22 protein-coding genes are annotated in these 25,190 nt (G+C 59.9%); 15 read left to right on the forward strand and 7 right to left on the reverse strand.

What is annotated here, in order from left to right:
- Position 1: 1 nt before the first annotated feature.
- Positions 2-1,525, reverse strand: a complete 1,524-nt coding sequence (gene ppx / locus E7738_RS00690; RefSeq protein WP_394515994.1) for an exopolyphosphatase — start codon at positions 1,523-1,525, stop codon at positions 2-4.
- 5 nt (positions 1,526-1,530) lie between these two features.
- Positions 1,531-3,591: a polyphosphate kinase 1 gene (gene ppk1, locus E7738_RS00695; protein ID WP_021506583.1), complete on the reverse strand. Its 2,061-nt coding sequence runs from the start codon at positions 3,589-3,591 to the stop codon at positions 1,531-1,533.
- A gap of 183 nt (positions 3,592-3,774) precedes the next feature.
- Between ppk1 and E7738_RS00700 the strand changes: the two genes are divergently transcribed.
- The 3 genes from E7738_RS00700 to pstB are packed head-to-tail and all read left to right on the forward strand — an operon-like array spanning position 3,775 to position 8,243.
- Positions 3,775-5,868: an ABC transporter permease subunit gene (locus E7738_RS00700; RefSeq protein WP_394515995.1), complete on the forward strand. Its 2,094-nt coding sequence runs from the start codon at positions 3,775-3,777 to the stop codon at positions 5,866-5,868.
- The gene (gene pstA, locus E7738_RS00705) at positions 5,865-7,463 is read left to right on the forward strand and encodes a phosphate ABC transporter permease PstA (protein WP_021506585.1); all 1,599 of its coding nucleotides are present in this window, start codon (positions 5,865-5,867) and stop codon (positions 7,461-7,463) included. Before E7738_RS00700 ends, pstA begins: the two co-directional genes overlap by 4 nt.
- A gap of 12 nt (positions 7,464-7,475) precedes the next feature.
- On the forward strand, positions 7,476-8,243 hold the full coding sequence (gene pstB / locus E7738_RS00710) for a phosphate ABC transporter ATP-binding protein PstB (RefSeq protein ID WP_021506586.1): 768 nt from the start codon (positions 7,476-7,478) through the stop codon (positions 8,241-8,243).
- A 135-nt stretch (positions 8,244-8,378) separates the two neighbouring features.
- On the opposite strand, the gene purN is transcribed toward pstB, so the two are convergent.
- Both purN and purM read right to left on the reverse strand, forming a co-directional pair.
- Positions 8,379-9,017, reverse strand: a complete 639-nt coding sequence (gene purN / locus E7738_RS00715) for a phosphoribosylglycinamide formyltransferase (protein ID WP_264240141.1) — start codon at positions 9,015-9,017, stop codon at positions 8,379-8,381.
- Positions 9,014-10,054: a phosphoribosylformylglycinamidine cyclo-ligase gene (gene purM, locus E7738_RS00720; RefSeq protein ID WP_104094092.1), complete on the reverse strand. Its 1,041-nt coding sequence runs from the start codon at positions 10,052-10,054 to the stop codon at positions 9,014-9,016. Before purM ends, purN begins: the two co-directional genes overlap by 4 nt.
- 240 nt (positions 10,055-10,294) lie before the next feature.
- On the opposite strand from purM, the gene upp reads away from it, so the two are divergent.
- From upp to hda, 3 genes are all read left to right on the forward strand, one after another.
- Positions 10,295-10,921, forward strand: a complete 627-nt coding sequence (gene upp, locus E7738_RS00725) for a uracil phosphoribosyltransferase (protein WP_010617600.1) — start codon at positions 10,295-10,297, stop codon at positions 10,919-10,921.
- Positions 10,922-11,139: 218 nt separating this feature from the next.
- Positions 11,140-12,423: a uracil permease gene (gene uraA, locus E7738_RS00730; RefSeq protein ID WP_031279414.1), complete on the forward strand. Its 1,284-nt coding sequence runs from the start codon at positions 11,140-11,142 to the stop codon at positions 12,421-12,423.
- Between the two features lie 92 nt (positions 12,424-12,515).
- Positions 12,516-13,217, forward strand: a complete 702-nt coding sequence (gene hda, locus E7738_RS00735) for a DnaA inactivator Hda (protein WP_031279417.1) — start codon at positions 12,516-12,518, stop codon at positions 13,215-13,217.
- On the opposite strand, the gene arsC is transcribed toward hda, so the two are convergent.
- Positions 13,214-13,561: an arsenate reductase (glutaredoxin) gene (gene arsC, locus E7738_RS00740; protein WP_278708716.1), complete on the reverse strand. Its 348-nt coding sequence runs from the start codon at positions 13,559-13,561 to the stop codon at positions 13,214-13,216. The genes hda and arsC overlap by 4 nt on opposite strands.
- Positions 13,562-13,846: 285 nt before the next feature.
- Positions 13,847-15,310: a beta-barrel assembly-enhancing protease gene (locus tag E7738_RS00745; RefSeq protein ID WP_021506592.1), complete on the reverse strand. Its 1,464-nt coding sequence runs from the start codon at positions 15,308-15,310 to the stop codon at positions 13,847-13,849.
- Positions 15,311-16,007: 697 nt separating this feature from the next.
- On the opposite strand from E7738_RS00745, the gene E7738_RS00750 reads away from it, so the two are divergent.
- From E7738_RS00750 to E7738_RS00790, 9 genes are all read left to right on the forward strand, one after another.
- Positions 16,008-16,613, forward strand: a complete 606-nt coding sequence (locus E7738_RS00750; RefSeq protein ID WP_088517122.1) for a DsrE family protein — start codon at positions 16,008-16,010, stop codon at positions 16,611-16,613.
- Between the two features lie 27 nt (positions 16,614-16,640).
- The gene (locus tag E7738_RS00755) at positions 16,641-17,249 is read left to right on the forward strand and encodes a DsrE family protein (RefSeq protein WP_021506594.1); all 609 of its coding nucleotides are present in this window, start codon (positions 16,641-16,643) and stop codon (positions 17,247-17,249) included.
- 124 nt (positions 17,250-17,373) lie between these two features.
- The gene (locus E7738_RS00760) at positions 17,374-18,396 is read left to right on the forward strand and encodes a substrate-binding domain-containing protein (protein WP_127834427.1); all 1,023 of its coding nucleotides are present in this window, start codon (positions 17,374-17,376) and stop codon (positions 18,394-18,396) included.
- Positions 18,383-19,405 carry an ABC transporter substrate-binding protein gene (locus E7738_RS00765; RefSeq protein WP_058758325.1) on the forward strand — a complete coding sequence of 341 codons (1,023 nt, stop codon included), beginning with the start codon at positions 18,383-18,385 and terminating at the stop codon, positions 19,403-19,405. The genes E7738_RS00760 and E7738_RS00765 overlap by 14 nt, the downstream gene beginning before the upstream one ends.
- Positions 19,405-20,262, forward strand: coding sequence for an ABC transporter permease (locus E7738_RS00770; RefSeq protein ID WP_394515996.1), 858 nt, complete (start codon positions 19,405-19,407; stop codon positions 20,260-20,262). Before E7738_RS00765 ends, E7738_RS00770 begins: the two co-directional genes overlap by 1 nt.
- Positions 20,259-21,071: an ABC transporter permease gene (locus E7738_RS00775; protein WP_394515997.1), complete on the forward strand. Its 813-nt coding sequence runs from the start codon at positions 20,259-20,261 to the stop codon at positions 21,069-21,071. Before E7738_RS00770 ends, E7738_RS00775 begins: the two co-directional genes overlap by 4 nt.
- Complete coding sequence (locus tag E7738_RS00780) at positions 21,068-22,054, forward strand: ABC transporter ATP-binding protein (protein ID WP_211727074.1); 987 nt, start codon at positions 21,068-21,070, stop codon at positions 22,052-22,054. Before E7738_RS00775 ends, E7738_RS00780 begins: the two co-directional genes overlap by 4 nt.
- Positions 22,055-22,078: 24 nt before the next feature.
- Positions 22,079-22,897 carry a phosphodiesterase gene (locus E7738_RS00785; protein WP_021506600.1) on the forward strand — a complete coding sequence of 273 codons (819 nt, stop codon included), beginning with the start codon at positions 22,079-22,081 and terminating at the stop codon, positions 22,895-22,897.
- A 166-nt stretch (positions 22,898-23,063) separates the two neighbouring features.
- Positions 23,064-24,659, forward strand: a complete 1,596-nt coding sequence (locus E7738_RS00790) for a sensor domain-containing diguanylate cyclase (protein ID WP_021506601.1) — start codon at positions 23,064-23,066, stop codon at positions 24,657-24,659.
- Positions 24,660-24,716: 57 nt separating this feature from the next.
- Here the strand turns inward: E7738_RS00790 and bcp are convergent, their stop codons facing one another.
- A complete protein-coding gene (gene bcp / locus E7738_RS00795; protein ID WP_021506602.1) occupies positions 24,717-25,184 on the reverse strand; it encodes a thioredoxin-dependent thiol peroxidase in 468 nt (155 codons plus the stop codon).
- Positions 25,185-25,190: the final 6 nt, after the last annotated feature.

A 25,190-nucleotide genomic window follows, 5' to 3' on the forward strand; every position in this document is an offset into this window, starting at 1 on the left:
GTTACTCCTCTTCCAGCAGCAGTTTCCAGCCGGTGACGTCATTCCAGTAAGCCTGCTCCCGCTCCAGATCCAGCTGAACCAGCGTGTTCTGGCTGAGGAAACCGGCCGGGAAGGTCAGCGTCCAGTGACCATCGTCGGTGCTCAGCTTCAGCGTGTCGGGGCGCGTGGTGGCCTGACGCTGATTGTTCAGCAGGGTGCCGAGCCGCAGCAGGAAGATCATCGGCAGGAACTGTTTCTTTTTAAACAAGGTGAAACGCGGCATCTCATCCTGCTTCACCGCTTTACGGTGGAAGCGTACCAGCGTGGCCAGCAGCATCTGTTGATCCTGATTAAAGCCCGGCATATTGGAGTTCTGCAGGATGTAGGCCGAATGACGCTGCATACCGCTGTGGTTGATGGTCAGCCCGACTTCGTGCAGCAGCGCTGCCCACTTCATCAGCGCCGTCAGCTGGGGATTGGCCAGCTTCGGGTTCTGCTCCAGCCACTGGCTGTACAGCTGTTCGGTGGTTTCCAGCACGCGGCGTGCCTGGTCGCTGTCGATGGCGTAATGATTTGCCAGGCTCTGCGCGGTACGGCTGCGGATATCCTGATGGCGGAAGCGGCCCTCCATCTCATACAGCACGCCTTCACGCAGCGCGCCATCTGACAGGCGCAGCTCGCGAATGGCCAGCGCGTCAAACACGCCACACAGAATCGCCAGCCCCGGCACAAACACCGCCTTGCGCTCATCCGACAGGCCCGGCAGGCTCAGGGCAGCAAAGGATTTGTGCTTCAGCACTTCGCTCACCAGCATGTCGAGGTTTTCCGGCGTCACGCGCTTCTCTTTCTCGCCCATCGCCAGCAGCACTTCGCAGGCCGCTTTGATACTGCCGGACGCGCCCAGCGCATACTGCCAGCCCTGCAGACGGTACTGCCACGCCAGCGTTTCCAGCTTTTGCGCGGCGGCCAGCCGGGCGCGGCGGAAATTCTCCTGGCTGATCTCGCCTTTCGGGAAGTAGAGGTTGGCGAAGCTGACGCAGCCCATGCGGCGACTTTCCACCAGCTGCGGCTCAAAATCTTCGCCGATCACCAGCTCGGTTGAACCGCCGCCGATATCAATCACCAGCTTGCGGCCTTTCTCCGGCTGCGTGTGCTCAACGCCCATAAAGATCAGGCGCGCCTCTTCATTGCCGGAGATCACCTCGATCGGATACGGGATGACTTCCGCGGCGCGCTGCAGAAACTCTTCCGCGTTGGACGCGATGCGCAGCGTGTGCGTACCGACGATGGTGACGTTGGCGGCACTGAACCCCTGCAGGCGCTCGGCAAATAGCGCCAGGCAGCTCAGCCCGCGCTCCATCGCCTCTTCGCTCAGGCGATTTTGCGCATCCAGCCCGTCGGCGAGGTGCACGCGCTGTTTCAGGCGTCCCAGCACCTGCATGGCGCCATCCACCACACGGGCAATCACCATGTGGAAGCTGTTCGAGCCGAGATCGATGGCGGCAAATTCCTGCGGTTTCGGCGTACTTTTATGGGAGATTGGCATAGGCGTTATTCGGGTTGTTCCAGTTTCTTGATGTAATCGTAAATCGCCAGCTGCGAGCGCACCTTCTTGCGATTGCCGCGCGGAACATAACGGTTACTCAATTCTTTGTCTACGATGCGGGCTTTTACCGTATCACTTAACAGAATGGCAATGATATCCAGTATGCGCTGTTTCAGGCGCGGATCGAGCACCGACACCGCCACTTCGATACGATAATCGATGTTGCGCGTCATCCAGTCCGCCGACGACAGGAATACTTTTTTATCGCCGCCGCTTTCAAAAATATAGACGCGGTCGTGCTCAAGGTAGCGGTCAACGATACTGGTGATGCGAATATTTTCACTGATGCCCGGCAAATCGGGGATCAGCGAGCACATGCCGCGCACCAGCAGGTTGATCTTCACGCCGGCCGATGAGGCGGCATACAGCCGATCCACCAGACCATTGTCCACCAGGTTATTGATTTTCAGCGTAATGCCGGAAGGATTGCCCTGCTGCGCGTTGGCAATCTCGTTATCAATCAGCTGATACAGCATGGCGCGCGAGTTTTGCGGCGACACCATCAGGTGTTCGAACGTTACCGGGCGATACGGGTTTTCGATAAAGTTAAATACGCGCCGGACTTCGTTGGTGATGCGCGCATCGGCGGTCAGCAGCGAATAGTCAGTGTAAATACGCGCGGTTTTTTCGTTGAAGTTGCCGGTGCCGATGTGGGCGTAACGCACCACTTCCTCACCCTCGCGGCGGGAGATCAGGAACAGCTTGGCGTGAATCTTCAGGCCGGGCGCTGAGAAGATCACATGCACGCCCGCTTCGGTCAGCCGCTTCGCCCAGCGAATGTTGGCTTCTTCATCAAAGCGCGCCTGCAGCTCGACCACCACCGTGACCTTTTTACCGTTGTAGGCGGCGTGGATCATCGCATCCATAATGCGCGAATTCTTGGCCACGCGGTAAATGTTGATCTTGATGGCCAGCACGTTCGGGTCAAACGACGCCTGACGCAGCAGCTCCAGCACGTGCTCAAAGGTGTGGTACGGATAGTAAAGCAGCACATCGCGGTTGCGGATGGCATCAAAGCCGTTGCGGAAGCCATCAAAACCGATATGACGAATCTGCGGCAGCGGACGATTTTCCAGATTGGCTTTGCCCACGTTCGGGAAGCCGATGAAATCTTTGAAGTTATGATAACGGCCGCCCGGCACAATCGAGTCGTAGCTGGAGATCGATAGCTTATGGCGCAGCATTTCCACCATCGCATCGGGCATATCGCGCTGATAGACAAAGCGCACCGGTTCGGCGGTCAGGCGCTGTTTCAGGCTGGAGGACATCAGTTCCAGCAGGCTGGATTCCATCTCCGTGACCAGGTCGTACTCGGCGTCGCGCGTCATTTTCATTGAATAGGCGTTCAGCGCGTCGTAATCAAAGAAGCCTTTGAAAATCTCATCAAGGCAGTAGCGCAGAATGTTATCCAGCAGAATCATGGGTTTGCGACGGCGCGGCGATTCTGCCGGCAGATTCACAAAGCGCGGCACTTTATCGGACGGGATCTCCAGCAGGGCGTAACGGATTTCTTCGCCGCGGATAATCTCTACCGCCAGATAGGTGTAATCGTCTTTCAGGAACTCAATCAGGTCGGTGTCGTGGTTGATCAGAATTGGCGTGACGTGCTGGCGCAGCTGATGCTTAAAGTAGTAGCGCAGCCACTCCTGCTGATTGGGTGACAGCTGGCGCTCGTTGATCAGGAAAATCTGGTTGCGCGCCATCTCCAGCAGCAGGTCGTTATACAGCGCATCGAACTCCTGATCCGATTTCTGTACCCGCAGCTGAATCTTTTTTAGCAAATGGCGCAGGGTGGTGGGCGTCCCCTGTTCTTCGCCAATCAGAATGCGGCGCTTGAGATCGGCAAAGCGCACTTTGTAAAACTCTTCCAGGTTGTTGGAATAGATGCCGAGAAAACGCATGCGCTCAATGAGCGGATTGCTTTTATCAGCGGCTTCCTGCAGCACGCGTTCGTTAAAGGTTAACCAGCTTAGTTCTTTTTCTATATACAGCTTTTCCTGACCCATTCTGACTCCGTGATGCTGTTGCTGGACGGAATGTCCGGCGGAATAAACGCAAAATTGCGGTTCCGCTCAGTGTCCTCCACCATTATGGCGAGAGTATGGCAGCCTTGTCCAACCTCAACAGTTGTCTTATCAATCAGCTACGGGCAACATAGCGGCATAACTTCAAGGGTAACTCTGGCCTGCATGAGCATAAATCGTATTCCTGTCCACTTTAGTGACCGTCGTCGACGCGCCATCGATCAGTTCGTGCGCCGCATCGTCACGGCCTGCGGTGTGGGAATTTTACTGCTGATGCTGCTGCTGTTCTTCTGGCTGATCTGGGTGGTGATGCCGCTGTTCAGCGCGCCGGGCATGCAGCCGACGCTCAGCCAGCAGCTGTGGGACAAAGCCCCGGCGCTGGCGCTGGGCAGCGAAGGCCATCTCGGCTGGCGCATCAGCCGCAACGAAGCGCGCTTTATTCCGCTCGACGGCCAGCCAGCGGGCGACGCGCTGGCGCTGAACGGCCAGCCGCAGGCGGCGGTGACCAGCAGTGACGGCAGCAGCGTATTGCTCAATATGCAGGGCGATCTGTTGCTGATGCAACCGCTCATCCACGGCCAGCACGGTGAATGGTATTTCCCGCTGGGCGATCGGCCGCTGCATCTGCCGCAGGGCGCGGTCAGCCAGATGGCGCTGGCAGTGCCGGGCGATCACCAGTGGCGCATCGCCGCGCAAACGCCGGCCGGTATCAGCCTGCTGACCTTTGCCGGCCAGAAACGCGTCGACCAGATTGTATTGCCCGGTGAGCAGGCCGACCTGATGCGGTTGTCGCCGGACGGCACGCTGCTGTACACCAGTGCCGGACGGCTGTTGCGGGTGTGGCAGATTACGCCGCAGGGCGCGCAGCTGCGGGAAACCCAGACGCTGACTCAGCAACCGCGCAGCCTGCAACTGCTGGCGGGCGGGCGCAGCTTACTGATTCAGGATGCGCGTGGCATTCAGCAATGGTTTGCCATCACCGGTGACCACGGGCCACGGCTGCAGCAGATTCACACCTTCACGCACAGCGCGGGTGCGCTCGGCATCGTGCCTGAGGCGCAGCGGCGCGTTTTTGCCAGCTTTGACGCGCAGGGCGTGGTGCGCCTGTTCGCCAGCAAGCAGGCGGGCCCGATTGTCACGCGCCAGCTGGCCGCGGGCATCAGCGCGCTGGCGCTGTCTCCGCGCGGCGATAGCCTGATCGTCGAACGTGCCGGACAGTGGCAGCAGTTCGCGCTGGATAATCCGTGGCCCGATTTCAGCTGGCGAAATCTGTGGCAGAAAATCTGGTATGAAAACTATCCGCAGCCGGACTGGGTATGGCAGTCCACCGCCGCTGGCGACAGCTATCAGGCCAAATTCAGCCTGATGCCGCTGGTGATCGGCACGCTGAAAGCGGCGTCGCTGGCGCTGCTGTTTGCCACGCCGCTGGCGCTGGCGGCGGCAATGTATACCGCATGGTTTATGTCGCCGGGCCTGCGCCGCTGGGTCAAGCCGGGCATTGAAATGATGGGCGCGCTGCCGAGCGTGGTGATTGGCCTGATCGCTGGCGTGTGGCTGGCGCCGCACATCAGTCGCGCGCTGCCCGGCGTGATGCTGCTGCCGCTGGTGCTGGCCGCCACGCTGCTGGTATGCGGCATGCTCAGTCCGCGTTTGCCGGCGCGCTGGCGGCGGCCCGGTTTTGAAGTGCTGCTGCTGATGCCGCTGCTGTTACTGGTGACGTTACTGACGCTGTGGCTGCCGACACTGTGGTGGCCGCAGATGGGTGAACAGCTGGCGCACTATGAGCAGCGTAACCTGCTGGTGGCGGCGCTGGCGATGGGCTTTGCGCTGGTGCCGCTGATCTTTACCCTGGCGGAAGATGCGCTGTTCAGCGTGCCGGTGGCGCTGGGGCAGGGCTCGCTGGCGCTGGGTGCGACACCGTGGCAAACCCTGACGCGTGTGGTCCTGCCGGGCGCGTCGGCAGGCATTTTTGCTGCGCTGATGATCGGCTTTGGCCGTGCGGTGGGGGAAACCATGATTGTGCTGATGGCCACCGGCAACACGCCGGTGAGCGAAGGCGGACTGTTTGCCGGGCTGCGCGCGCTGTCGGCCAATATCGCCATTGAAATGCCGGAAGCCGCGGCGGGTAGCGCCCATTACCGCATCCTGTTTCTCAGTGCGTTGCTGCTGCTGATATTCACGCTGGCGATCAACACCGTGGCGGAACTGATTCGTCAGCGGCTGCGCCAGCGCTACAGTCAGCATGAGGGGCAGGCATGAGCGCGCTGCGTCAAAACGATCGCTGGCGCTGGCTGACTGCCGGTGCGGTCGCCGTCTGCCTGCTGGCATTTACCTTATTAATCGGCCTGCTGGGCTGGCAGGGCGTCAGGGCGTTCTGGCCGCAGCCGGTCGATCAGTATCAGTTCCAGCCGCCGCAGGGGGCACCGCTGATGGTGCTGGGTGAAACGCTGGATCGCCAGCAGCAGGGCGATCGCTGGCGCTACGTAGTGAAAACCGGCAACCGCGATTTTGCCGCGCCGGATTTCCGCGTCATCGTCAGTCAGGGCGAAGCGCAAACCCGACGCCCGGCAGAAGTGCTGGTGCTACAGCGACGCAGTGGCGGCAATGCCTACGGCTGGCTGGTGGAGCTGCGTGAAGACAACGAGGTGCTGACCGCGCGCGACCGCGATGCACTGCTGCAGCAGCGGCTGAAGCAGGTGCATGAGCAGCTGCGCCAGGCGAGCAACATCCGGCGTATTGAAATGGCGCGCCTTAACGCGCAGCTGGAGAGTCTGCAACAGCAGGCCGACGAGCAGCGGCGCGGTGGTCACTTCAGCCTGCAGGATCAGTCAGAACTGGATGCCAACAGCGCGGCGCTGCATAAACGCTTCGGCGCGCTGGCGCAGCAGCTGGCGCATCTGCAGCATGAAAGCCAGCGCGATACGCTGGTACTGCGCGACGTGCAGGGCGACGATCATCTGATTCCGCTGGCGCAGGTGGTGGCCGCCTGGTATCCAAACAGCCTGAGCATCGGGCAGAAAATCGGGCATTTCCTCAGTCAGATCTGGCAGTTTGTCAGTGACTCGCCCACCTCGGGCGGCAGTGAAAATGGCGCGCTGCCGGCGATTTTCGGCACTGTTTTGATGGTGCTGCTGATGTCAGTGATTGTCATGCCGCTGGGCGTGGTGGCCGCCGTCTGGCTTCACGAATACGCCGGGCGCAACGCGCTCACCCGGCTGGTGCGCATTGCGGTGGTGAATCTGGCTGGCGTGCCGTCGATTGTGTATGGCGTGTTTGGCCTCGGCTTTTTTGTCTGGCTGATTGGCGGCACCCTCGATCAGCTGTTCTTCTCCCGCTCGCTGCCCAATCCTACCTTCGGCACGCCCGGCCTGCTGTGGGCGGCGCTGACGCTGGCGCTGCTGACGCTGCCGGTAGTGATTGTCGCCACCGAAGAGGGGCTGTCGCGTATTCCGGACAATCTGCGTCAGGGCTCGCTGGCGCTGGGCGCAACCCAGGCGGAAACCCTGTGGCGCGTGGTGCTGCCGCTGGCGGTACCGGCAATGCTCACCGGCCTGATTCTGGCGGTGGCGCGCGCCGCCGGCGAAACCGCACCGCTGATGCTGGTGGGCGTGGTCAAAATGGTGCCTGAGCTGCCGGTCGATGCGGTGTTTCCTTACCTGCATCTTGACCGTAAATTTATGCATCTCGGTTTTCAGATTTACGATCTGGCCTTCCAGAGCCCGAACATCGACGCCGACCGACCGCTGGTGTATGCCACGGCACTGCTGCTGGTGGCGATCATTCTGTCGCTCAATCTGCTGGCGATGGTGCTGCGCCATCGGCTGCGCGAGCGCTACCGGTTAATGACGCACTAAAAAGGTTTACACATGACGCCCGATTACGCTATTGCGCTCACCGTTAACCAGCTGTCGCTGTGGTACGGCGAACGCCAGGCGCTGAATAACATTGATTTGCAGATCCCGAAGCATCGCATCACGGCGCTGATTGGGCCCTCCGGCTGCGGTAAATCGACGCTGCTGCGCTGCTTCAATCGCATGAACGACGTCATTGATGGCTGCCGCATCGAAGGCGAGATTCTGCTCGATAGCCACGCGGTGATGCAGGCGAACCAGGACCTGCCGGCGCTGCGGCGGCGCATCGGCATGGTGTTCCAGCGCCCGAATCCGTTCCCCAAGTCGATCTATGAGAATGTGGTTTACGGTCTGCGCTTGCAGGGCGTGCGCGATCGTCGCGTGCTGAATGAGGCCTGCGAGCGCGCCCTGCGGGCGGCGGCGCTGTGGGGCGAGGTGAAAGATCAGCTGGGGCAGAATGCGCTGACGCTGTCGAGCGGTCAGCAGCAGCGTCTGGTGATTGCCCGCGCCATCGCCATCGAGCCGGAAGTGCTGCTGCTGGATGAACCCACCTCGGCGCTGGATCCGATCTCGACGCTGGTGATAGAAGAGTTGATGACCACGCTGAAGCAGCATTTCACGCTGGTGCTGGTGACGCACAACATGCAGCAGGCAGCGCGCGTATCCGATTACACCGCGTTTATGCATAACGGGCAGCTGGTGGAGTTTGATGAAACCGACCGGATTTTCACCGCACCGCAGGCGCGGCGCACCGAGGATTATATTACCGGCCGGTTTGGGTAAGTATTGTTAGGTTAGCGCGAAGAATCGCGCCGCTACGAAATGTGCAAATAAATCAGGCAGTAATAAAACCCGGCACAGCCCTGTAGCGGCGCAATTTATTGCGCAATTCCTGCAAGCGCACGGCGTCAAGGTCAATCAATCGTGCGCATAACCTTCCGGCGGCAGCGGTTCGCCATCTAACCACGCTTTGCCCGCGCGCATCTGCAAGCGTCCTTCGACAAACCAGCTGATCACCAGCGGATAAATCGCGTGCTCCTGATGCTGCACGCGGGCGCTGATCTCAGCTTCGTCATCGTCAGCAAATACCGGCACGCGCGCCTGCAGAATGATCGGTCCACCGTCCAGCTCGTCAGTCACAAAATGCACCGACGTACCGTGTTCCGCGTCACCGTTCGCCAGCGCCTGGCGATGCGTATGCAAACCGGGATATTTCGGCAGCAGCGACGGATGAATATTCAGCAGACGATCATGATAGTGCGCGACAAACGCCGGGCTCAGAATGCGCATATAACCGGCCAGCACCACCAGATCCGGCGCATAAGCGTCGATCTGCTGCATCAGCTGGCGGTCAAAGGCGTTGCGATCGGGAAAATCCTGCGCGGACAGCGCGTGAGCAGGCACGCTGGCCTGCTGCGCACGCGTCAGACCATAGGCCGAGGCTTTATTACTGAAAACGGCAGCCACGCTGCCGTTGATACGCCCGCTCTCGCAGGCGTCGAGGATGGACTGAAGATTGCTGCCGTTGCCGGAGATCAGTACAACCAGTTTCTTCATGGGTTGATAACCACACGCTCTTCGGCATCAGACGCCTTAATCACGCCAATTTTCCACGCCTGCTCGCCAGCCGCGGTCATCAGCTGTACCGCTTTGTCGGCATCGGCCGGGCTCAGCGCAATCACCATGCCCACGCCGCAGTTAAAGGTGCGGTACATCTCGTGACGGCTGACGTTACCGGCCTGCTGCAGCCAGCTGAATACAGCCGGCCACTGCCAGCTTTTCTCGTCAATCACCGCCTGGGTGTTATCCGGCAGTACGCGCGGAATGTTTTCCCAGAAGCCGCCGCCGGTCAGGTGAGCAATGGCATGCACGTCCACCTGCTCAATCAGGCTGAGGATATTTTTCACGTAGATGCGGGTCGGCGCCAGCAGGTGATCGGCCAGCGGTTTGCCTTCCAGCTGTTTGGTGGTGGGATCGGTCTGGCTGACTTCAAGAATTTTACGCACCAGCGAGTAGCCGTTAGAGTGCGGACCGCTGGAGCCCAGCGCGATCAGCACGTCGCCATCCTGCACTTTGCTGCCGTCGATGATCTCGGATTTTTCCACCACGCCGACGCAGAAACCGGCCACGTCGTAATCTTCGCCGTGATACATGCCCGGCATCTCAGCGGTTTCACCGCCGACCAGCGCACAGCCCGACTGCAGACAGCCTTCGGCGATACCGGTGATCACCGCGGAAGCGGTATCCACATCCAGCTTGCCGGTGGCGTAATAGTCGAGGAAGAACAGCGGCTCAGCGCCCTGTACCACCAGATCGTTCACGCACATCGCGACCAGATCGATGCCGATGCTGTCGTGGCGCTTGAGATCCATCGCCAGACGCAGCTTGGTGCCGACGCCATCAGTTCCGGAGACCAGCACCGGCTCGCGGTATTTCTGCGGCAGCGCACACAGCGCGCCAAAGCCACCCAGTCCACCCATCACTTCCGGGCGGCGGGTTTTCTTTACTACGCCTTTAATACGGTCAACCAGATCGTTACCAGCATCAATATCAACACCGGCGTCTTTGTAGCTGAGAGAGGTTTTGTCGGTCACTGCGGAATCCCCACGCGATTGCGGTTGGTGGCAAAAATTAAGCGCGGCAATTCTACCAGCGCAGGCAAACGTTTGCGAGTCCCATCTCAGGGCACCTTTGCAGCGTGCTGATTTTTCGCTAATCCTTATTCTCAGGCGATTTGTGCACGTTACCTGACCAATCACCGGTGGCGCGGCGGTAAAAAGGCGGTATAATCCGGCGATTTTTTTTTAGCTCAACTCAATTCCGGGAGAATAATCATGAAGATCGTGGAAGTCAGACACCCGCTGGTCAAACATAAACTGGGCCTGATGCGTGAGCATGATATCAGCACCAAGCGCTTCCGCGAGCTGGCCTCGGAAGTGGGCAGCTTACTGACCTATGAAGCCACCGCCGATCTCGAAACCGAGCGCGTGACCATTGAAGGCTGGAACGGTCCGGTCGACGTCGATCAAATCAAAGGCAAAAAAATTACCGTCGTCCCGATTCTGCGTGCTGGCCTTGGCATGATGGAAGGTGTGCTGGAACACGTACCGAGCGCGCGCATCAGCGTGGTGGGCGTTTACCGTGACGAAGAGACGCTGGAGCCGGTGCCTTACTTCCAGAAGCTGGTGTCAAACATCGAAGAGCGTATGGCGCTGGTGGTTGACCCGATGCTGGCGACCGGCGGCTCGATGATCGCCACCATCGATCTGCTGAAGAAAGCCGGCTGCAACAGCATTAAAGTGCTGGTGCTGGTGGCCGCGCCGGAAGGCATTGCCGCGCTGGAGAAAGCGCATCCGGACGTTGAGCTGTACACCGCGTCAATCGATCAGGGCCTGAACGAGAAGGGGTACATTATCCCGGGCCTCGGCGATGCCGGCGACAAGATTTTCGGAACCAAATAAATAAACCAGCCGGCCAGAGAGTCGGCTTTTTTTTGGCAAAAATACCGTTCAGTCAGACACCGTATCGACAGGATGCACATTTTGTAGCGGCGCGATTTATCGCGCTGATGCCGGGCAAGCTATGGTGCCCATCCGGACAAGGCGCAATGAATTGCGCCACTACGATAAGGTGCGGCGTTGACGAACGAGCATAAAAATAAACGTATAGGGGATAAATGATGACTCGCAGAGCCATTGGCGTTAGCGAACGCCCGCCACTGTTGCAAACCATTCCGCTCAGCCTGCAGCACCTGTTCGCCATGTTCGGCGCTACCGTGCTGGTGCCGATTCTGTTCCACATCAACCCGGCGACCGTGCTGCTGTTCAACGGCGTCGGCACGCTGCTGTATCTGTTTATCTGTAAAGGCAAAATCCCGGCCTATCTTGGCTCCAGCTTTGCCTTTATCTCGCCGGTGTTGCTGCTGCTGCCGCTCGGTTATGAAGTGGCGCTCGGCGGCTTTATCCTGTGCGGCGCGCTGTTCTGCATTGTGGCGCTGATTGTGAAGAAGGCTGGCACCGGCTGGCTCGATGTCATGTTCCCACCGGCGGCGATGGGGGCCATCGTGGCGGTTATCGGTCTCGAACTGGCTGGCGTGGCGGCGAATATGGCCGGGCTGCTGCCCGCTGACGGCACCACCGCGGACAGTAAAACCATCATTATTTCGCTGGTGACGCTGGCGGTGACGGTGTTTGGCTCGGTGCTATTCCGTGGTTTCTTCGCCATTATCCCGATCCTGATTGGCGTGCTGGTCGGCTACGCGCTGTCGTCGGCAATGGGTATCGTTGACTGGAGCGCAGTGGAAAACGCGCCGTGGTTTGCGCTGCCGACCTTCTATACGCCGCGCTTTGAATGGGCCGCGATGCTGACCATCCTGCCCGCAGCGCTGGTGGTAATTGCCGAGCACGTGGGCCATTTGGTGGTGACCGCCAACATCGTGAAGAAGGATCTGATTCGCGATCCCGGCCTGCATCGCTCGATGTTTGCCAACGGCCTGTCGACCATGATCTCCGGCTTCTTTGGTTCCACGCCGAATACCACCTACGGTGAAAACATTGGCGTCATGGCGATCACCCGCGTTTACAGCACCTGGGTGATCGGCGGCGCGGCGATCTTCGCCATTCTGCTCTCCTGCGTCGGTAAACTGGCGGCCGCGATTCAGGCGATCCCGGTACCGGTGATGGGCGGGGTGTCGCTGCTGCTGTATGGCGTGATTGGCGCTTCCGGTATTCGCGTGCTGATTGAATCCAAAGTTGACTACAACAAAGCGCAGAATCTGATCCTCACCTCGGTGATCCTGATCATTGGCGTCAGTGGCGCGAAGGTGCACGTGGGCGCCGCCGAGCTGAAGGGCATGGCGCTGGCCACCATCGTCGGCGTTGGCCTGGCGCTGATTTTCCGCGTAATCAGTCTGTTACGTCCGGAAGAGGTGGTGCTGGACGCGGAAGAAAAACGCGAGCTTTAAAGGATCCTGCGGGCAGGGAAGCCCGGTTCATCTCTGCGGAGGATCGTGATAAACTTGCCCGGTTTTCTGCCCGCTCATCCGTTGAGGTACTTCTGAACACGCCGGCACAGCTTTCACTGCCACTCTATCTACCCGATGATGAAACCTTCGCCAGTTTCTGGCCGGGGGAAAATCCGTCACTGCTGGCGGCGCTGCAGGGCGCGCTGGCGCAACAGCACGGCAGCTATCTCTACTTCTGGTCGCGCGAAGGCGGTGGCCGCAGCCATTTGCTGCATGCAGCCTGCGCCGAAATGTCCGCGCGCGGCGAAGCGGTGGGTTATGTGCCGCTCGATAAGCGCACCTGGTTCGTGCCGGAAGTGCTGGAAGGCATGGAAAATCTGGCGCTGGTGTGCATTGATAATATTGAGTGCATTGCCGGCGAAGCCGAGTGGGAGATGGCGATCTTTGATCTCTACAACCGCATTCTGGAAACCGGCAAAACCCGCCTGCTGATCACCGGCGATCGTCCCCCGCGTCAGCTCAATCTGGGCCTGCCGGATCTGGCGTCACGTCTCGACTGGGGACAAATTTACCGCTTACAGCCGCTGTCCGACGAGGACAAACTGCAGGCGATGCAGCTGCGTGCCGGCCTGCGCGGCTTTGAGTTGCCGGAAGACGTTGGGCGTTTCCTGCTGAAACGCCTCGACCGCGAAATGCGCACGCTGTTTGACACGCTTGATCGTCTCGATCGCGCCTCGATCAGCGCACAGCGCAAGCTGACCATTCCCTTCGTGAAAGAGGCTCTGGGGCTTTAGAGAATCTCCAGCACCGCTTCCGGCGGACGACCAATGCGGGCGCGGTCGCCCTGAATCACAATCGGCCGCTCGATTAGTTTTGGATGCTCCGCCATCGCCTGTAACAGCTGTTTTTCGCTGAGATCGTTACTGGCCAACCCCAGCGTTTTATAGATTTCCTCGCCGCGGCGCATCAGCTCGCGCGCGCTGTGCATGCCCAGCTGTTGCAGCAGCGTTTTTAGCGTATCGATGTCCGGCGGCGTGTCGAGATACAGCACCACCTGCGGTTCAATGCCCTGTTGCTGCAGTAGCGCGAGGGTTTCGCGGCTCTTGCTGCAGCGCGGATTGTGATAAATACGGACCATGTTTTTTATCCTGCGTAATCCATTGTTGCCAGGTGCGCATGAATGCGCACCCTACGAATAACTGCTGGTGCGCATCAATGCGCACCCTACGAATAACTGCTGGTGCGCATCAATGCGCACCCTACGAATAACAGTTGGTGCGCATGAATGCGCACCCTACAAAAAACGGCTAATGCGCATCAATATGTACCCTGCGAATTGATGAAATGGTTTATCTGTCGACCGTAGGGTGCGCATTGATGCGCACCGAAATCCTGCCTGCCATCCACTCGCGTAACCGGCTATTTACCCTTTTGCATACTGCTTAAAACGCCGCTGTAACTCGCGGAACTGGTCGATACGCGCATCGTAACGCGCCTGCTTCAGGCTGCCGAGCGGCACCTGGGCGCTGGCGCTGCTCAGGGTGGTGATGGCCTGATCAAGCTGGCCGTTCAGCGCCAGACTTTCAGCCCGTGCCGAAAGCTCCTCATCGCGCAGCCCCTGCGCGGCTGAGGCCTGCGCCAGTAAATCCCATGCGTTGAGATCGTCAGGGTGCGCAAAGGTATAGCGGTTCAGGATGCGGCTGGCGTTGGCCGGCTGCTTCGCCTCGACGTAGGCGTTCGCCAGGTTAAGCTGCAGCACCGGGCTGGTCTGGCTGCCGCGGGCGGCGTTCAGCATGCTGATGGCCTGCTGCGGCTGGTTCAGACCGATGTCGATATCGGTCATGATATCAAGGAACCACAGGTTATCCGGCTGCTTCGCCAGCAGCGGCGCGATGATCTTTTTCGCGTTGGCAAAATCTTTTGCCTGCAGGAACTGCACCGCTTTGCCGTACTGCGCCGCCTGCTGTTCCCGCGTGTTGCCTTTGGCGTACTCATTCAGCAAATCGTCAGTCAGCTGATTGCGGCCGGTGGCGTACATACCCAGCGCGCGCACCTTCGCCATATAGAAATCCTGCGACGACTGCACCACCACCGGGCGCATCTGGTTGGCGCGGTTACGCGCGTCGGCAAGGCGGCTATCGGGCAGCGGGTGCGTCAGCAGAATTTCCGGTGGTTTTGACGAGAAGCGGCTTTGATCGGCCAGCTTTTGCAGAAACGCGGGCATCGCCTGCGGATCGAAACCGGCGCGCTGCAGCACCTGAATGCCGATGCGATCTGCTTCCTGTTCGTTGCCCTGGGTGAAACTGATGATGCCCTGCTGCGTACCGGCCAGCGTACCGGTCAGTGCCGCCATCCCGGCCTGCGGGCTGGCCAGCGCCAGCAGGATCGAACCCAGCGCGCCGACCCAGGTGAGCGGGGCGCTGCGCTTCTGCTCTTCCATGGCGCGCGCCAGATGACGCTGCGTCACGTGCGAAATTTCGTGCGCCATCACCGACGCCAGCTGGCTTTCGTTATCGGTATAGCGGAACAGCGACGAGTGCAGCACCACATTGCCGCCAAAGAAGGCGAAAGCGTTGAGCTCGTCATTCTGAATCAGGAAAAAGTGAAACGGCGTGCGCACTGAATGGGCGTGTGCCACCAGACGCTGGCCGAGTTCATTGATGTACTGATTAAGCAGCGGATCGTTGATCAGTGGCGCGCTGGCGCGCAGCTGGCGCACGTAGAAGTCGCCAATCTGCAGCTCCTGATTAATGGAGAGCGTGGAGCCTGCCGTGGTGCCCATGTCGGGCAAATTGTCGCTCAGATCGGCGCGGACACCGACCGCAGGCGTGAGCAGCAGCGCAGGAATAAGGGCCGCCAGCACTGATTTTTTCAACCGGTTAAACATGCCTTGATCCTGTAAAAGTCTCCTGCCATTGGACAGGAAAGTCATGCCAATGTTCTGTGACGGCGTTTCCTTTTCAGCCGCGGCTCTATCTTAACCACAGTGAGGATACAAGCAAATGCCGCCGTCACATTGACGTGATGGCAAAGAATGGCTGACTGACGCGAAATTTGTAGCAAAAAATTGAATAGCGAAAAGGCAAAAGAAAAAGGCGCAACGCACTGATGAATTTAAAGTTACGTAAAGTTGCTCAAAATAATTGAATCTGGCATGGTTTTTTCCAGGTTTACTCTGAAAAACACGCCTGAAATCCCCCGGTTGGCCCGCTTTATCCATCAGTGATTTTTATCGTGCTGCTCTGGCCGTGCATCACCAGCCCAGAAATGAATGGTCAGCTTTTGCTCACTGGTCAACTGGCGACGCGCGATGACAGTATTAACCCGCACGATGAGGCGCTGTCATTTGCTGTGCATCCCTCTGCCTGGTGACTGCCGGTATTTCCGGCCAGCTATTTTTCAACTCGCCCGCACCGCTCAATTAACAGCCTTATTCAATCAGCTGGCGCAATGATTTCTGCTGGCAGCCAAACGCCGGACAGCCCGCCAGTACAGGCGTTTTGCCCGCCGCGCGCTGTGGTATAGATAAAGCACTTTTTCAAACGGACTGTGAATTAACGCGCAGTGCATGCCGGAGAGTTTCTATGCGTTCTGTTGTTTCCTATGCCCTGATTGCCATCGTGGGTGGGATGGTCGGTGCCGCCGTAATCAAAAGCGATGACCTGTATCAGCGCATCGCGGGCCATTTTTCCGCTGAACCTGCCGATCCGGACGGGTTCTGGAGCACGCCGGCGGTCGCGGGCTACGGCAAAATTCATTATGAAGCCGACGCCGCGTTTAAACCGGCGGTGGGGCTGAGCAACAAAGTGGTGTTCCAGCTGACCCGCAATGAAGGCGATATCAAACGGCCTAACCTCGGGCTGGAGCGCGTGGCGCGCGTGGTCAATCTGTACATCGCCGCTGGCGTACCGGCCGAACAGCTGCAGTTTGTGGTGTCGATGACCGGCGATGCCACGCCCGCCACGCTGGATAACGCGCATTTTAAGCAGTTTTACGGCGTCGATAACCCCAACCTCGCGCTGATTGGCGCGCTGAACAAGCTGGGCGTCAAAGTCTCGGTGTGCGATCAGTCGGTGGCGTTCCATCACTATCCGCGCAACTGGATCGACCGGTCGGTGATTCATGCATTATCCAGCCCGACCACGGTGTCGACGCTGGAAAATCAGGGCTATGCCTTTTTACAGATGTAATCGCGTCTTTGGTTAAGGAGAAGTGTCATGCGTCCAGCATCCTATATTGTTATCGCCGCGCTGGCGGGCTTTGTCGGCGGAAATGTGCTGCAGCTGCCGGAACTGGTGGATAAAGTCAGCGGCAAATTCGCTGACCAGAAAACCGAACCGGCGGATTTCTGGAGCACGCCGGCGATTGCCGGTTACGGTAAAATTCACTTTGTTAACACGCCGGATTACAACCCGGCCAACACGCCCGGGCTGAGCAATAAGATTGTGTTTCAGATCAACCGCAGCGAAGGGGATATCCATCAGCCAAACCTCGGCCTTGAGCGCGTGGCACGCGTCACCAACCTCTATTACGCGGCTGGCGTGCCGCTGAATCAGCTCAACTTTGTGGTGTCGATTAACAGCGATGCGGTGCCGGCCGCGCTCAATAACGATCAGTTCCGTAAAGCGTACGGCAGCGATAACCCTAACCTGAAGCTGATTGATGAGCTGAAGAAAGCCGGGGTGAAAGTGACCATTTGCGACCAGTCGGTGGCCTTCCATCAGCTGGAGCGCGACTGGATTGATACCCGCGTCACGCATACGCTCTCCAGCGGCACCACCGTCGCGTCGCTGCAAAATGAAGGGTACGCCTTCCTGATGCTGTAATCCTGCCGACAGCAGTGCAGGCTGCTGTCATCTTTTCGTCATCCCTTCGCGATGTCACTGTCACAGTTCGCCGTTAGTTTAGGCGCCAATGAGATCGATCTCATCGGCACTTTACGAGGCGAACATGTCCGATTTACTCACGGTGGCAAAGCTGGCAGGCGTTTCACGCGCCACGGCCGCGCGCGCCTTTTCCGATCCCCATCTGCTGCGGCGCGACACGCTGGAGAGAGTGCTGGCGGCGTCGGAGCAGCTCGGCTTTCGTCCTAACCACATCGCGCGCCAGCTACGCACGCAGCACTCTACCACCTTCGGCGTGCTGCTGCCCTCGCTGCTTAACCCGATCTTCTCCTGCCAGTTACAGGCGATGGAGCGCCAGGCGCGCGACGCCGGCTATGGCCTGCTGGTGGCCACCAGCGATTACCAGCCCGAGCGCGAAGCTGCCATCGTTGAACATATGCTGCGCCAGCGCGTGGCGGGCCTGGTCCTGACGGTGGCCGATGCGGATAACAGCGCGGTGCTCAGCACGCTGCAGGCGGCTGGCCTGCCGTTTGTGCTGGCGCATAACGTGCCGCAGCACAGCCACTGGCCGGCGGTGTGCGTGGATAACCGCCAGGCGATGCGCGAAGCCACCGCACAGCTGCTGGCGCTTGGTCATCGCCGCATTGCCATGGTCGCCGGACCGATGCTGCAGTCAGACCGTGCACGCCTGCGCTATCAGGGCTATTGCGACGCCATGCAGCACGCGGGCCTGACGGCGCTGCCGGTGATTGAGATGGCCAGCCACACCCAATCAGACTTTACGCTGCTGGCCCCGATGCTCGGCGGTGCCACCCCGCTCAGCGCCGTGATCTGCACCAACGACCTGCTGGCCATCAGCCTGATTGGCGCGGCGGTGCGGGCGTGCGTGCCTGTGCCACAGCAGCTGGCGGTGATGGGCTTTGACGGGATTGCGATGGGGGCACAAATGGCCCCGTCGCTGGCCAGCGTAGCGCAGCCCGCCGAACGGCTCGGCGCCTGCGCCATCGATATGTTGTTGCATAACGTCAGCCGCGGCACCCGCGTGCTGCCACATCAGTTGCGGAGCGGTGAGAGTGTTGCTGCCCCCGCGTTTATTGCCACCACCAGGGAACCTCATGATGCTGCATAAAAAAGTAAAAATTTACGCCGGCGCCATCGCGCTCAGCGCCAGCGCGTTGTTTACCAGCCTGACGCAGGCGGCGGAAACCGCCATCTGTTACAACTGTCCGCCTGAGTGGGCCGACTGGGGCACTCAGCTCAAAGCGATTGCCAGAGACACCGGCATTCAGGTGCCGCAGGACAACAAAAACTCCGGCCAGGCGCTGGCGCAGCTGGTGGCGGAGCAGGGCAATCCGGTGGCCGACGTGGTCTATTACGGCGTCAGCTTCGGCATCCAGGCCGACAGCGCCGGCGTGGTCGCCAGTTACAAACCGGCGCACTGGGATGACATTCCTGCCGGCATGAAAGACAGCAACGGCAAATGGGTGGCGCTGCACTCGGGCACCATGGGCTTTATGGTCAATGTCGATGCGCTGGGCGGCGCGCCGGTACCGCAATCCTGGGACGACCTGCTGAAGCCGGAATACAAAGGCATGATTGGCTATCTCGACCCGGCCAGCGCCTTTGTCGGTTACGTGGCGGCCGTGGCAGTCAACCAGGCGAAGGGCGGCAACATGCAGGACTTCACGCCGGCGCTGAACTGGTTCAAAAAGCTGCAGGCGAATCAGCCTATCGTGCCTAAGCAGACCGCGTATGCGCGCCTGATTTCCGGCGAGATTCCGATTCTGCTCGACTATGACTTCAATGCTTACCGCGCCCGCTACAAAGATCACGCTAACGTCGCCTTTGTTATTCCCAAAGAGGGCACGGTAACGGTGCCGTACGTCATCAGCCTGGTGAAGAATGCACCGCACGCGGCAAACGGCAAAAAAGTGATCGACTATGTGCTGTCGGACAAAGGGCAGGCCATCTGGGCCAGCGCGTTCCTGCGCCCGGTGCGCACCGGCGCCATGAGCGCAGAAGCGAAGAAATATTTCCTGCCGGACAGCGACTATGCGCGTGCGCACACCGTTGACTATCAGCAGATGGCGGCAGCGCAGAAAGCCTTCTCGGCGCGCTATCTGAGTGAGATTCGCTGATGGCGATGACCGACAGCCTGGCGGCTTCGTGCCGCCGGAGACCGCGCATGGCCGGCAGCCGCTGGCTATGGCTGACGCTGCCGGCGCTGCTGTTCTTCTGCGCCTTCTGGCTGCTGCCGTTTGTCCGGCTGCTGCAGATGGCGATGCAGGACGATCGCAGCACCCGGCACAGCGGCTACTGGACGGTACTGACCCAGCCGCACTACCTGCTCAGCCTGCTGAACACCGTGCTGCTGTCGCTCGCCGTCACGCTGGTGACGCTGACCATCGCCGCGACAGTCGGCTGCTTTCTGGCACGCCAGCGCTTCAGCGGACGCAGCACGCTGCTGGCGCTGCTGACGTTTCCGCTGGCCTTTCCGGGCGTGGTGGTGGGATTTCTGGTGGTGATGCTGGCGGGCCGTCAGGGACTGCTGGCGCAAATCAGCCTGGCGCTGTTCCACGAGCGCTGGATGCTGGCCTATTCGTTTACCGGCCTGTTTATTGGCTATCTCTATTTTTCACTGCCGCGCGCCATCATCACGCTGGTGGCGGCGAGTGAAAAACTCGACCGCTCTCTCGAAGAGGCGGCGCGTTCGCTGGGCGCCAGTCAGTGGCGCATCACCTGGGATGTGATTGTGCCGGGGCTGCAGCCGGCGCTACTCTCCACCGGCGCGCTCTGTTTTGCCACCAGCATGGGTGCGTTCGGTACCGCGTTTACCCTGGGCACCGATCTGGCGGTGCTGCCGCTGACCATTTACGGCGAATTCACCAACTACGCCAATTTCGCCACCGCCGCCGCACTGTCGGTGGTGATGGGCGGCGTCGCCTGGCTGGCACTGATGCTGGCGCGCCGACTGGCTCACCAGGAGGTGACATGAGACGTCGCGGCCTGTTCAGCCTGCAACTGCTGGTCACCCTACTCACCGCCCTGTTCATGATCGTGCCGGTGGTGCTGTCGATGCTGGCCGGCGTGACTAACAACTATTTTACCGGCCTGCGCAGCGGCCTGACGCTGAAGTGGGTGACGCAGGTATGGCAGCTTTACGCCGACACCTTCTGGCTGTCGCTGCTGATTGCGCTGGCCTGCCTGCTGATCACGCTGCTGATCGGCGTGCCGGCAGCGTGGGGGCTGTTAAAAGCGCCGCGGCGCTGGGCGGCGCGCATCGAAGAGTGCCTGATGCTGCCAGTCGCGCTGCCGGGCCTCGCCACCGCGCTGGGCATCATCCTGCTGTACGGCCAGTTCTCCGGCCTGCGCGATAGCTGGCTGTTCATTCTCATCGGTCACGTGCTGTTTACCTTGCCGTTTATGCTGCGGCCGGTGCTGGCGGTGATGCAGGCGGTGGAGATGACGCGGCTGGAAGAGGCGGCGGCCAGTCTCGGTGCCAGCCTGTGGCAGCGCTTTTTTACCGTGGTGGTGCCCAACTGTCGCAACGGCATTCTCGCCGGGGCGTTTATGGTGATCACCCTGTCGGTGGGTGAGTTCAACATCACCTGGATGCTGCATACGCCGCTGACAAAAACGCTGCCGGTGGGGCTGGCAGACAGCTATGCCTCAATGCGACTGGAAGTGGGATCGGCCTACACGCTGATCTTTATTCTGCTGATTCTGCCGCTGCTGCTGATGCTCAACGCGGTCAATCACTGGCTCAACCGTACGCTCACGCGTGCTAATAAGGAGGCGGCATGAACCCTGCGGCCGTAACCGTTACGCTGCGCCACTGTGCGCGGCACTTTAATCACCAGCTGGCGCTGCAGCCGCTCGATCTGACGGTGCAGCCTGGCGAAACCCTGGTGCTGCTCGGTCCGTCCGGCTGTGGCAAAACCACCACGCTGCGCATCATCAGTGGCCTGGAGCGCTGTGACGACGGCGGCGAAGTGTGGTTTGACGATCGTAACGTGACAGCGCTGCCGATCGAGAAACGCAACGTGGGCATGGTGTTCCAGAACTACGCGCTGTTTCCCCATCTCAACGTGGCGCAGAACGTCGCTTACGGCCTGAAAGTGCAGGGCGTGGCGCGCGCCGAACGCGAAGCGCGCGTGCAGGAGATGCTGGCCCTGGTGGATCTCAGCGCGCTGGCGCAGCGCAGCATCGACAAGCTGTCGGGCGGTCAAAAGCAGCGCGTAGCGCTGGCTCGTGCGCTGGCGGCGCGTCCGAAGGTGCTGCTGTTTGATGAGCCGCTGGCGGCGCTGGATGCGCGCCTGCGCGACCGCCTGCGGCTGGAGATTGGTGCGCTGCTGAAACAGCTGGCGATCACCGCCGTGTACGTCACGCACGATCAGCAGGAAGCGATGGCGCTGGGCGATCGCATCGCGGTGATGGAGCAGGGACGTCTGGTGCAGATCGATACGCCGCAAAATATTTACCAGCGCCCGGCGTCACAGTTTGTCGCGGATTTTGTCGGCGCGATTAACTGTGTCGGGGTCGATGCGCGTGGCAATCCGCAGCATTTCTGCCGCCCGGAGGATGTGCTGCTGGCGGCGGACCAGCGCTACGCACGCCCCGGTTTCATCCTCGGCACCACCTTTCTCGGCGCAGCGCAGCGGCTGAGTATTGATATCGGGCTGGCGGCGCCGATCCAGGTTGATCGCCACGCGCGCGAAGCCTGGCACGCCGGCCAGCCGGTAAGCTGGACGCTGGCGCAGGATGCCGCGCTGCACTTTTCTGCCTGATAAGGAGCTGTTGTGACTGACGCAATGACGCTGATTGCGCAAATCAGCGATTTACACATCAAGGCCCATGGCCGTCTCTCCTATAAAAAAGTGGATACGCACGCTGCGCTGCTGCGGGTGATCGACACGCTGAATCAGCTGGTGCCGCGACCGGATACGGTGGTGATTACCGGCGACCTGGTGGATTTTGGCACTGCGGAAGAGTACCAGACGCTGCGCGAGGCGCTGCGCCATCTGCAGCTGCCGTTCCTGCTGATGCCGGGCAATCACGACGATCGCCAGCAACTGCGCGCCGCGTTTCCTGAGCATCATTACCTGCAGCACGGCGAAACGCTCAACTGGCAGATGCGTGTGAATCATCTGCAACTGCTGGCGCTCGACTCCAGCGTACCGCATCAGCCGTGGGGCTACGTCGATGACGCACAGCTGCAATGGCTGGCAGAGCAGCTGGCGCGTGAGCCTGATTTGCCGACGCTGGTGCTGCTGCATCATCCGCCGTTCCTGAGCGGCATTGGCCATATGGATCGGCAGCCGCTGCGCAATCCGGCGGCGCTGGCTGCCATCGTTGGTCAGCATCCCCAGGTGGAACGGGTGTTGAGCGGTCACCTGCACCGCTCGGTGCAGGCGCGTTTTGCCGGCACGCTGGCCTGCGTGGCGCCCGGTGTGTCGCATCAGGTGGCACTGGATTTGCGTGACCACGGTCCGGCGAACTTTGTGCTGGAACCGCCCGGTTTTCTGCTGCATCGCTGGCAGCCGCAGCAGGGGATGACTACGCATCTGTGCGCGATCGGCGATTATCCAGGACCGTGGCCGTTTTACGATGCGCAGGGTTTAATTGATTAGCACCAGTAATAGCACAATAAAAAAGCGTTCCTGAGGGTCTGCGTCGTAGTCAATTTGGCTCAGAGGTGTACAATTGTCTGTTACCTCACCAGGGTAAACACCTCCAATTATAACAAGATAGTCAGGCACGCTAACTTATGAAGCTACTCACCAGGGCGGTTGCGCCATGTTAACGCGCATCCGGCCAAAAACTGATCTGCGCACGCTGATTGCGCTGCTGGCGATCACCAGTATCGTCATCACACTGGCTAATACGCTGTACGCCACCTGGCGCGTACAGCGTATGGTGCTGATCGAAAGCACTCTTGAAGCCAATCGCGCTTACGCCACCAAGCTGGCGGCCACCACCGAAGTGTTTTTCCAGCTGGCGCAGTCGCAGCTGCACTACAGCGCCAATCAGCTGGGTAAAGATTTCGACAATCCCGAACTGCTGCAGCAGGAAGTGAACCGACTGCGCGAACAGACCAGCAGTTTTAACTCGGTGGCGATTGTCGACAGCAACGGCGTGATTAAAGCCATTTCGCCGGAATCGCTGATGCTGAAAGGCATGCAGCTCACCAGCCAGTCTTCGCGCGAAGCGCTGGCGCAGCGTCAGCCGATGGTCAGCCGGCCCACCATTTCTGCCACCAATAACCTGCTGGTGTTTGTTTCCTGGCCGGTATGGAGCACCGATGGGCGCTATCTTGGCTACGTAGGCGGCACTATTTATCTGAAGAAAAAGAGCATTCTTAACGTGCTGCTCGGCGAGCAGTACTATCGTGACGGCACCCATGTTTATGTGCTGGATCGCGAAAACCGCGTGCTGTATCACCAGAATAATCAGCTGATTGGCAAAAACGTGCCGGGCATCGTCAGCGATCGTCAGCGCCAGGAGCACAGCAATGGCGAAGTTCAGCTGACGGAAGAGGGCACGGCGAAGCTGGCGGGCTACGCTGTGGTGCCCACCACCGGCTGGATGGTGGTGGCGCTCAAGCCGACAAATGTCACGCTGGCGCCGCTCTCCGGGCTGCTGCTACAGGTGCTGAAGAATTCGGTGCCGTTTGCGCTGCTGACGCTGCTGGTGGCGGTGATTCTGGCCCGGCTGATTGCCTTGCCACTGTGGCAGCTGGCGCGCAAAGCCAGCCAGATGGATACCCAGGGCGTTTCCGGTGAAATTGGCGTGATCCGCGCCTGGTACTTTGAAGCGGCGCAGGTGAAGCGCGCGCTGCTCACCGGCATTGGTCTGGTGCAGGATAAAATCGGCCGGCTCAAGTCAGAGGTGCAGAGCGATCCCATGACCAGCCTGCTCAATCGCCGCGGCCTGAGCGCGGTGCTCGACTATTTCGATACCATGCAGCAGCCGTTTGCCGTGCTGGCGCTGGATATTGACCATTTCAAGCGGGTGAATGATAACTTCGGGCATGATGTTGGCGACGAGGTGATCAAACAGGTGGCGCGCACGCTGCGCCAGAGCGCGCGTCAGACCGACGTGGTGTGCCGGAACGGCGGCGAAGAGTTTCTGATGCTGCTTCCCGCCACCGCCCCTGATGAAGCGCGGGTGATTGCGGAGCGCGTGCGCACCAGCATTGCCGGCGGCTGGATTGATCCGGTCGGGCAGATCACGATTTCGATTGGTATCGCCAGCTGGCAGCCGACGCACGGCAGTCAGGAACAGATTCTGAAGCAGGCCGATGATGCGCTGTATCAGGCGAAAAACGCCGGACGTAACTGCGTGGTGATCGCCGGGCAGGAGGCGCTGGCCAGCACGGTTTCGCGTTATTAATCGCACAGCGTCACAGCAGGATAAAAAAACGGGTGCCTGGCGGGCACCCGTTGGTAATCAGGCTGATTTCAGGTAATCGAGCACGATATCGTGGTGGTTCGAGGTTTTAAAATCGTCGAACACCTTCTCCACTTTGCCATCGCCGCCAATCAGGAAGCTGATGCGGTGAATGCCGTCGTAGGTTTTCCCCATAAAGGTTTTCTCACCCCAGACGCCAAACTGCTCGCAAACCTGATGATCTTCATCCGACAGCAGGGTGAAGTTGAGTAGTTCTTTCTCGACAAAGCGAGACAGTTTTTCCGGCTTGTCGGTGCTGATGCCCAGCACTTCCACGCCCGCCTTCTTTAAATCATCCATGTTATCGCGCAGACCACATGCCTGCGTGGTGCAGCCCGGCGTCATGGCTTTCGGGTAGAAATAGACCAGAACGCGCTGTCCCTGGAAGTCGGCCAAATTTACTTGTTCGCCATCCTGATCGGGCAAGCTAAATTTCGGTGCGGTGTCACCGGCTTTCAGTGGATTCATCACAAC

It is taken from the genome of Pantoea sp. SGAir0430 (genome assembly GCF_043549295.1).

Excerpts from the sequence above, each read along its gene's own strand:
- ppx (WP_394515994.1), bottom strand. The coding sequence starts at position 1,525 with ATGCCAATCTCCCATAAAAGTACGCCGAAACCGCAGGAATTTGCCGCC.
- ppk1 (WP_021506583.1), bottom strand. The coding sequence starts at position 3,591 with ATGGGTCAGGAAAAGCTGTATATAGAAAAAGAACTAAGCTGGTTAACC.
- E7738_RS00700 (WP_394515995.1), top strand. The coding sequence starts at position 3,775 with ATGAGCATAAATCGTATTCCTGTCCACTTTAGTGACCGTCGTCGACGC.
- pstA (WP_021506585.1), top strand. The coding sequence starts at position 5,865 with ATGAGCGCGCTGCGTCAAAACGATCGCTGGCGCTGGCTGACTGCCGGT.
- pstB (WP_021506586.1), top strand. The coding sequence starts at position 7,476 with ATGACGCCCGATTACGCTATTGCGCTCACCGTTAACCAGCTGTCGCTG.
- purN (WP_264240141.1), bottom strand. The coding sequence starts at position 9,017 with ATGAAGAAACTGGTTGTACTGATCTCCGGCAACGGCAGCAATCTTCAG.
- upp (WP_010617600.1), top strand. The coding sequence starts at position 10,295 with ATGAAGATCGTGGAAGTCAGACACCCGCTGGTCAAACATAAACTGGGC.
- uraA (WP_031279414.1), top strand. The coding sequence starts at position 11,140 with ATGACTCGCAGAGCCATTGGCGTTAGCGAACGCCCGCCACTGTTGCAA.
- arsC (WP_278708716.1), bottom strand. The coding sequence starts at position 13,561 with ATGGTCCGTATTTATCACAATCCGCGCTGCAGCAAGAGCCGCGAAACC.
- E7738_RS00745 (WP_021506592.1), bottom strand. The coding sequence starts at position 15,310 with ATGTTTAACCGGTTGAAAAAATCAGTGCTGGCGGCCCTTATTCCTGCG.
- E7738_RS00750 (WP_088517122.1), top strand. The coding sequence starts at position 16,008 with ATGCGTTCTGTTGTTTCCTATGCCCTGATTGCCATCGTGGGTGGGATG.
- E7738_RS00755 (WP_021506594.1), top strand. The coding sequence starts at position 16,641 with ATGCGTCCAGCATCCTATATTGTTATCGCCGCGCTGGCGGGCTTTGTC.
- E7738_RS00760 (WP_127834427.1), top strand. The coding sequence starts at position 17,374 with ATGTCCGATTTACTCACGGTGGCAAAGCTGGCAGGCGTTTCACGCGCC.
- E7738_RS00765 (WP_058758325.1), top strand. The coding sequence starts at position 18,383 with ATGATGCTGCATAAAAAAGTAAAAATTTACGCCGGCGCCATCGCGCTC.
- E7738_RS00770 (WP_394515996.1), top strand. The coding sequence starts at position 19,405 with ATGGCGATGACCGACAGCCTGGCGGCTTCGTGCCGCCGGAGACCGCGC.
- E7738_RS00775 (WP_394515997.1), top strand. The coding sequence starts at position 20,259 with ATGAGACGTCGCGGCCTGTTCAGCCTGCAACTGCTGGTCACCCTACTC.
- E7738_RS00780 (WP_211727074.1), top strand. The coding sequence starts at position 21,068 with ATGAACCCTGCGGCCGTAACCGTTACGCTGCGCCACTGTGCGCGGCAC.
- E7738_RS00785 (WP_021506600.1), top strand. The coding sequence starts at position 22,079 with ATGACGCTGATTGCGCAAATCAGCGATTTACACATCAAGGCCCATGGC.
- E7738_RS00790 (WP_021506601.1), top strand. The coding sequence starts at position 23,064 with ATGTTAACGCGCATCCGGCCAAAAACTGATCTGCGCACGCTGATTGCG.
- bcp (WP_021506602.1), bottom strand. The coding sequence starts at position 25,184 with ATGAATCCACTGAAAGCCGGTGACACCGCACCGAAATTTAGCTTGCCC.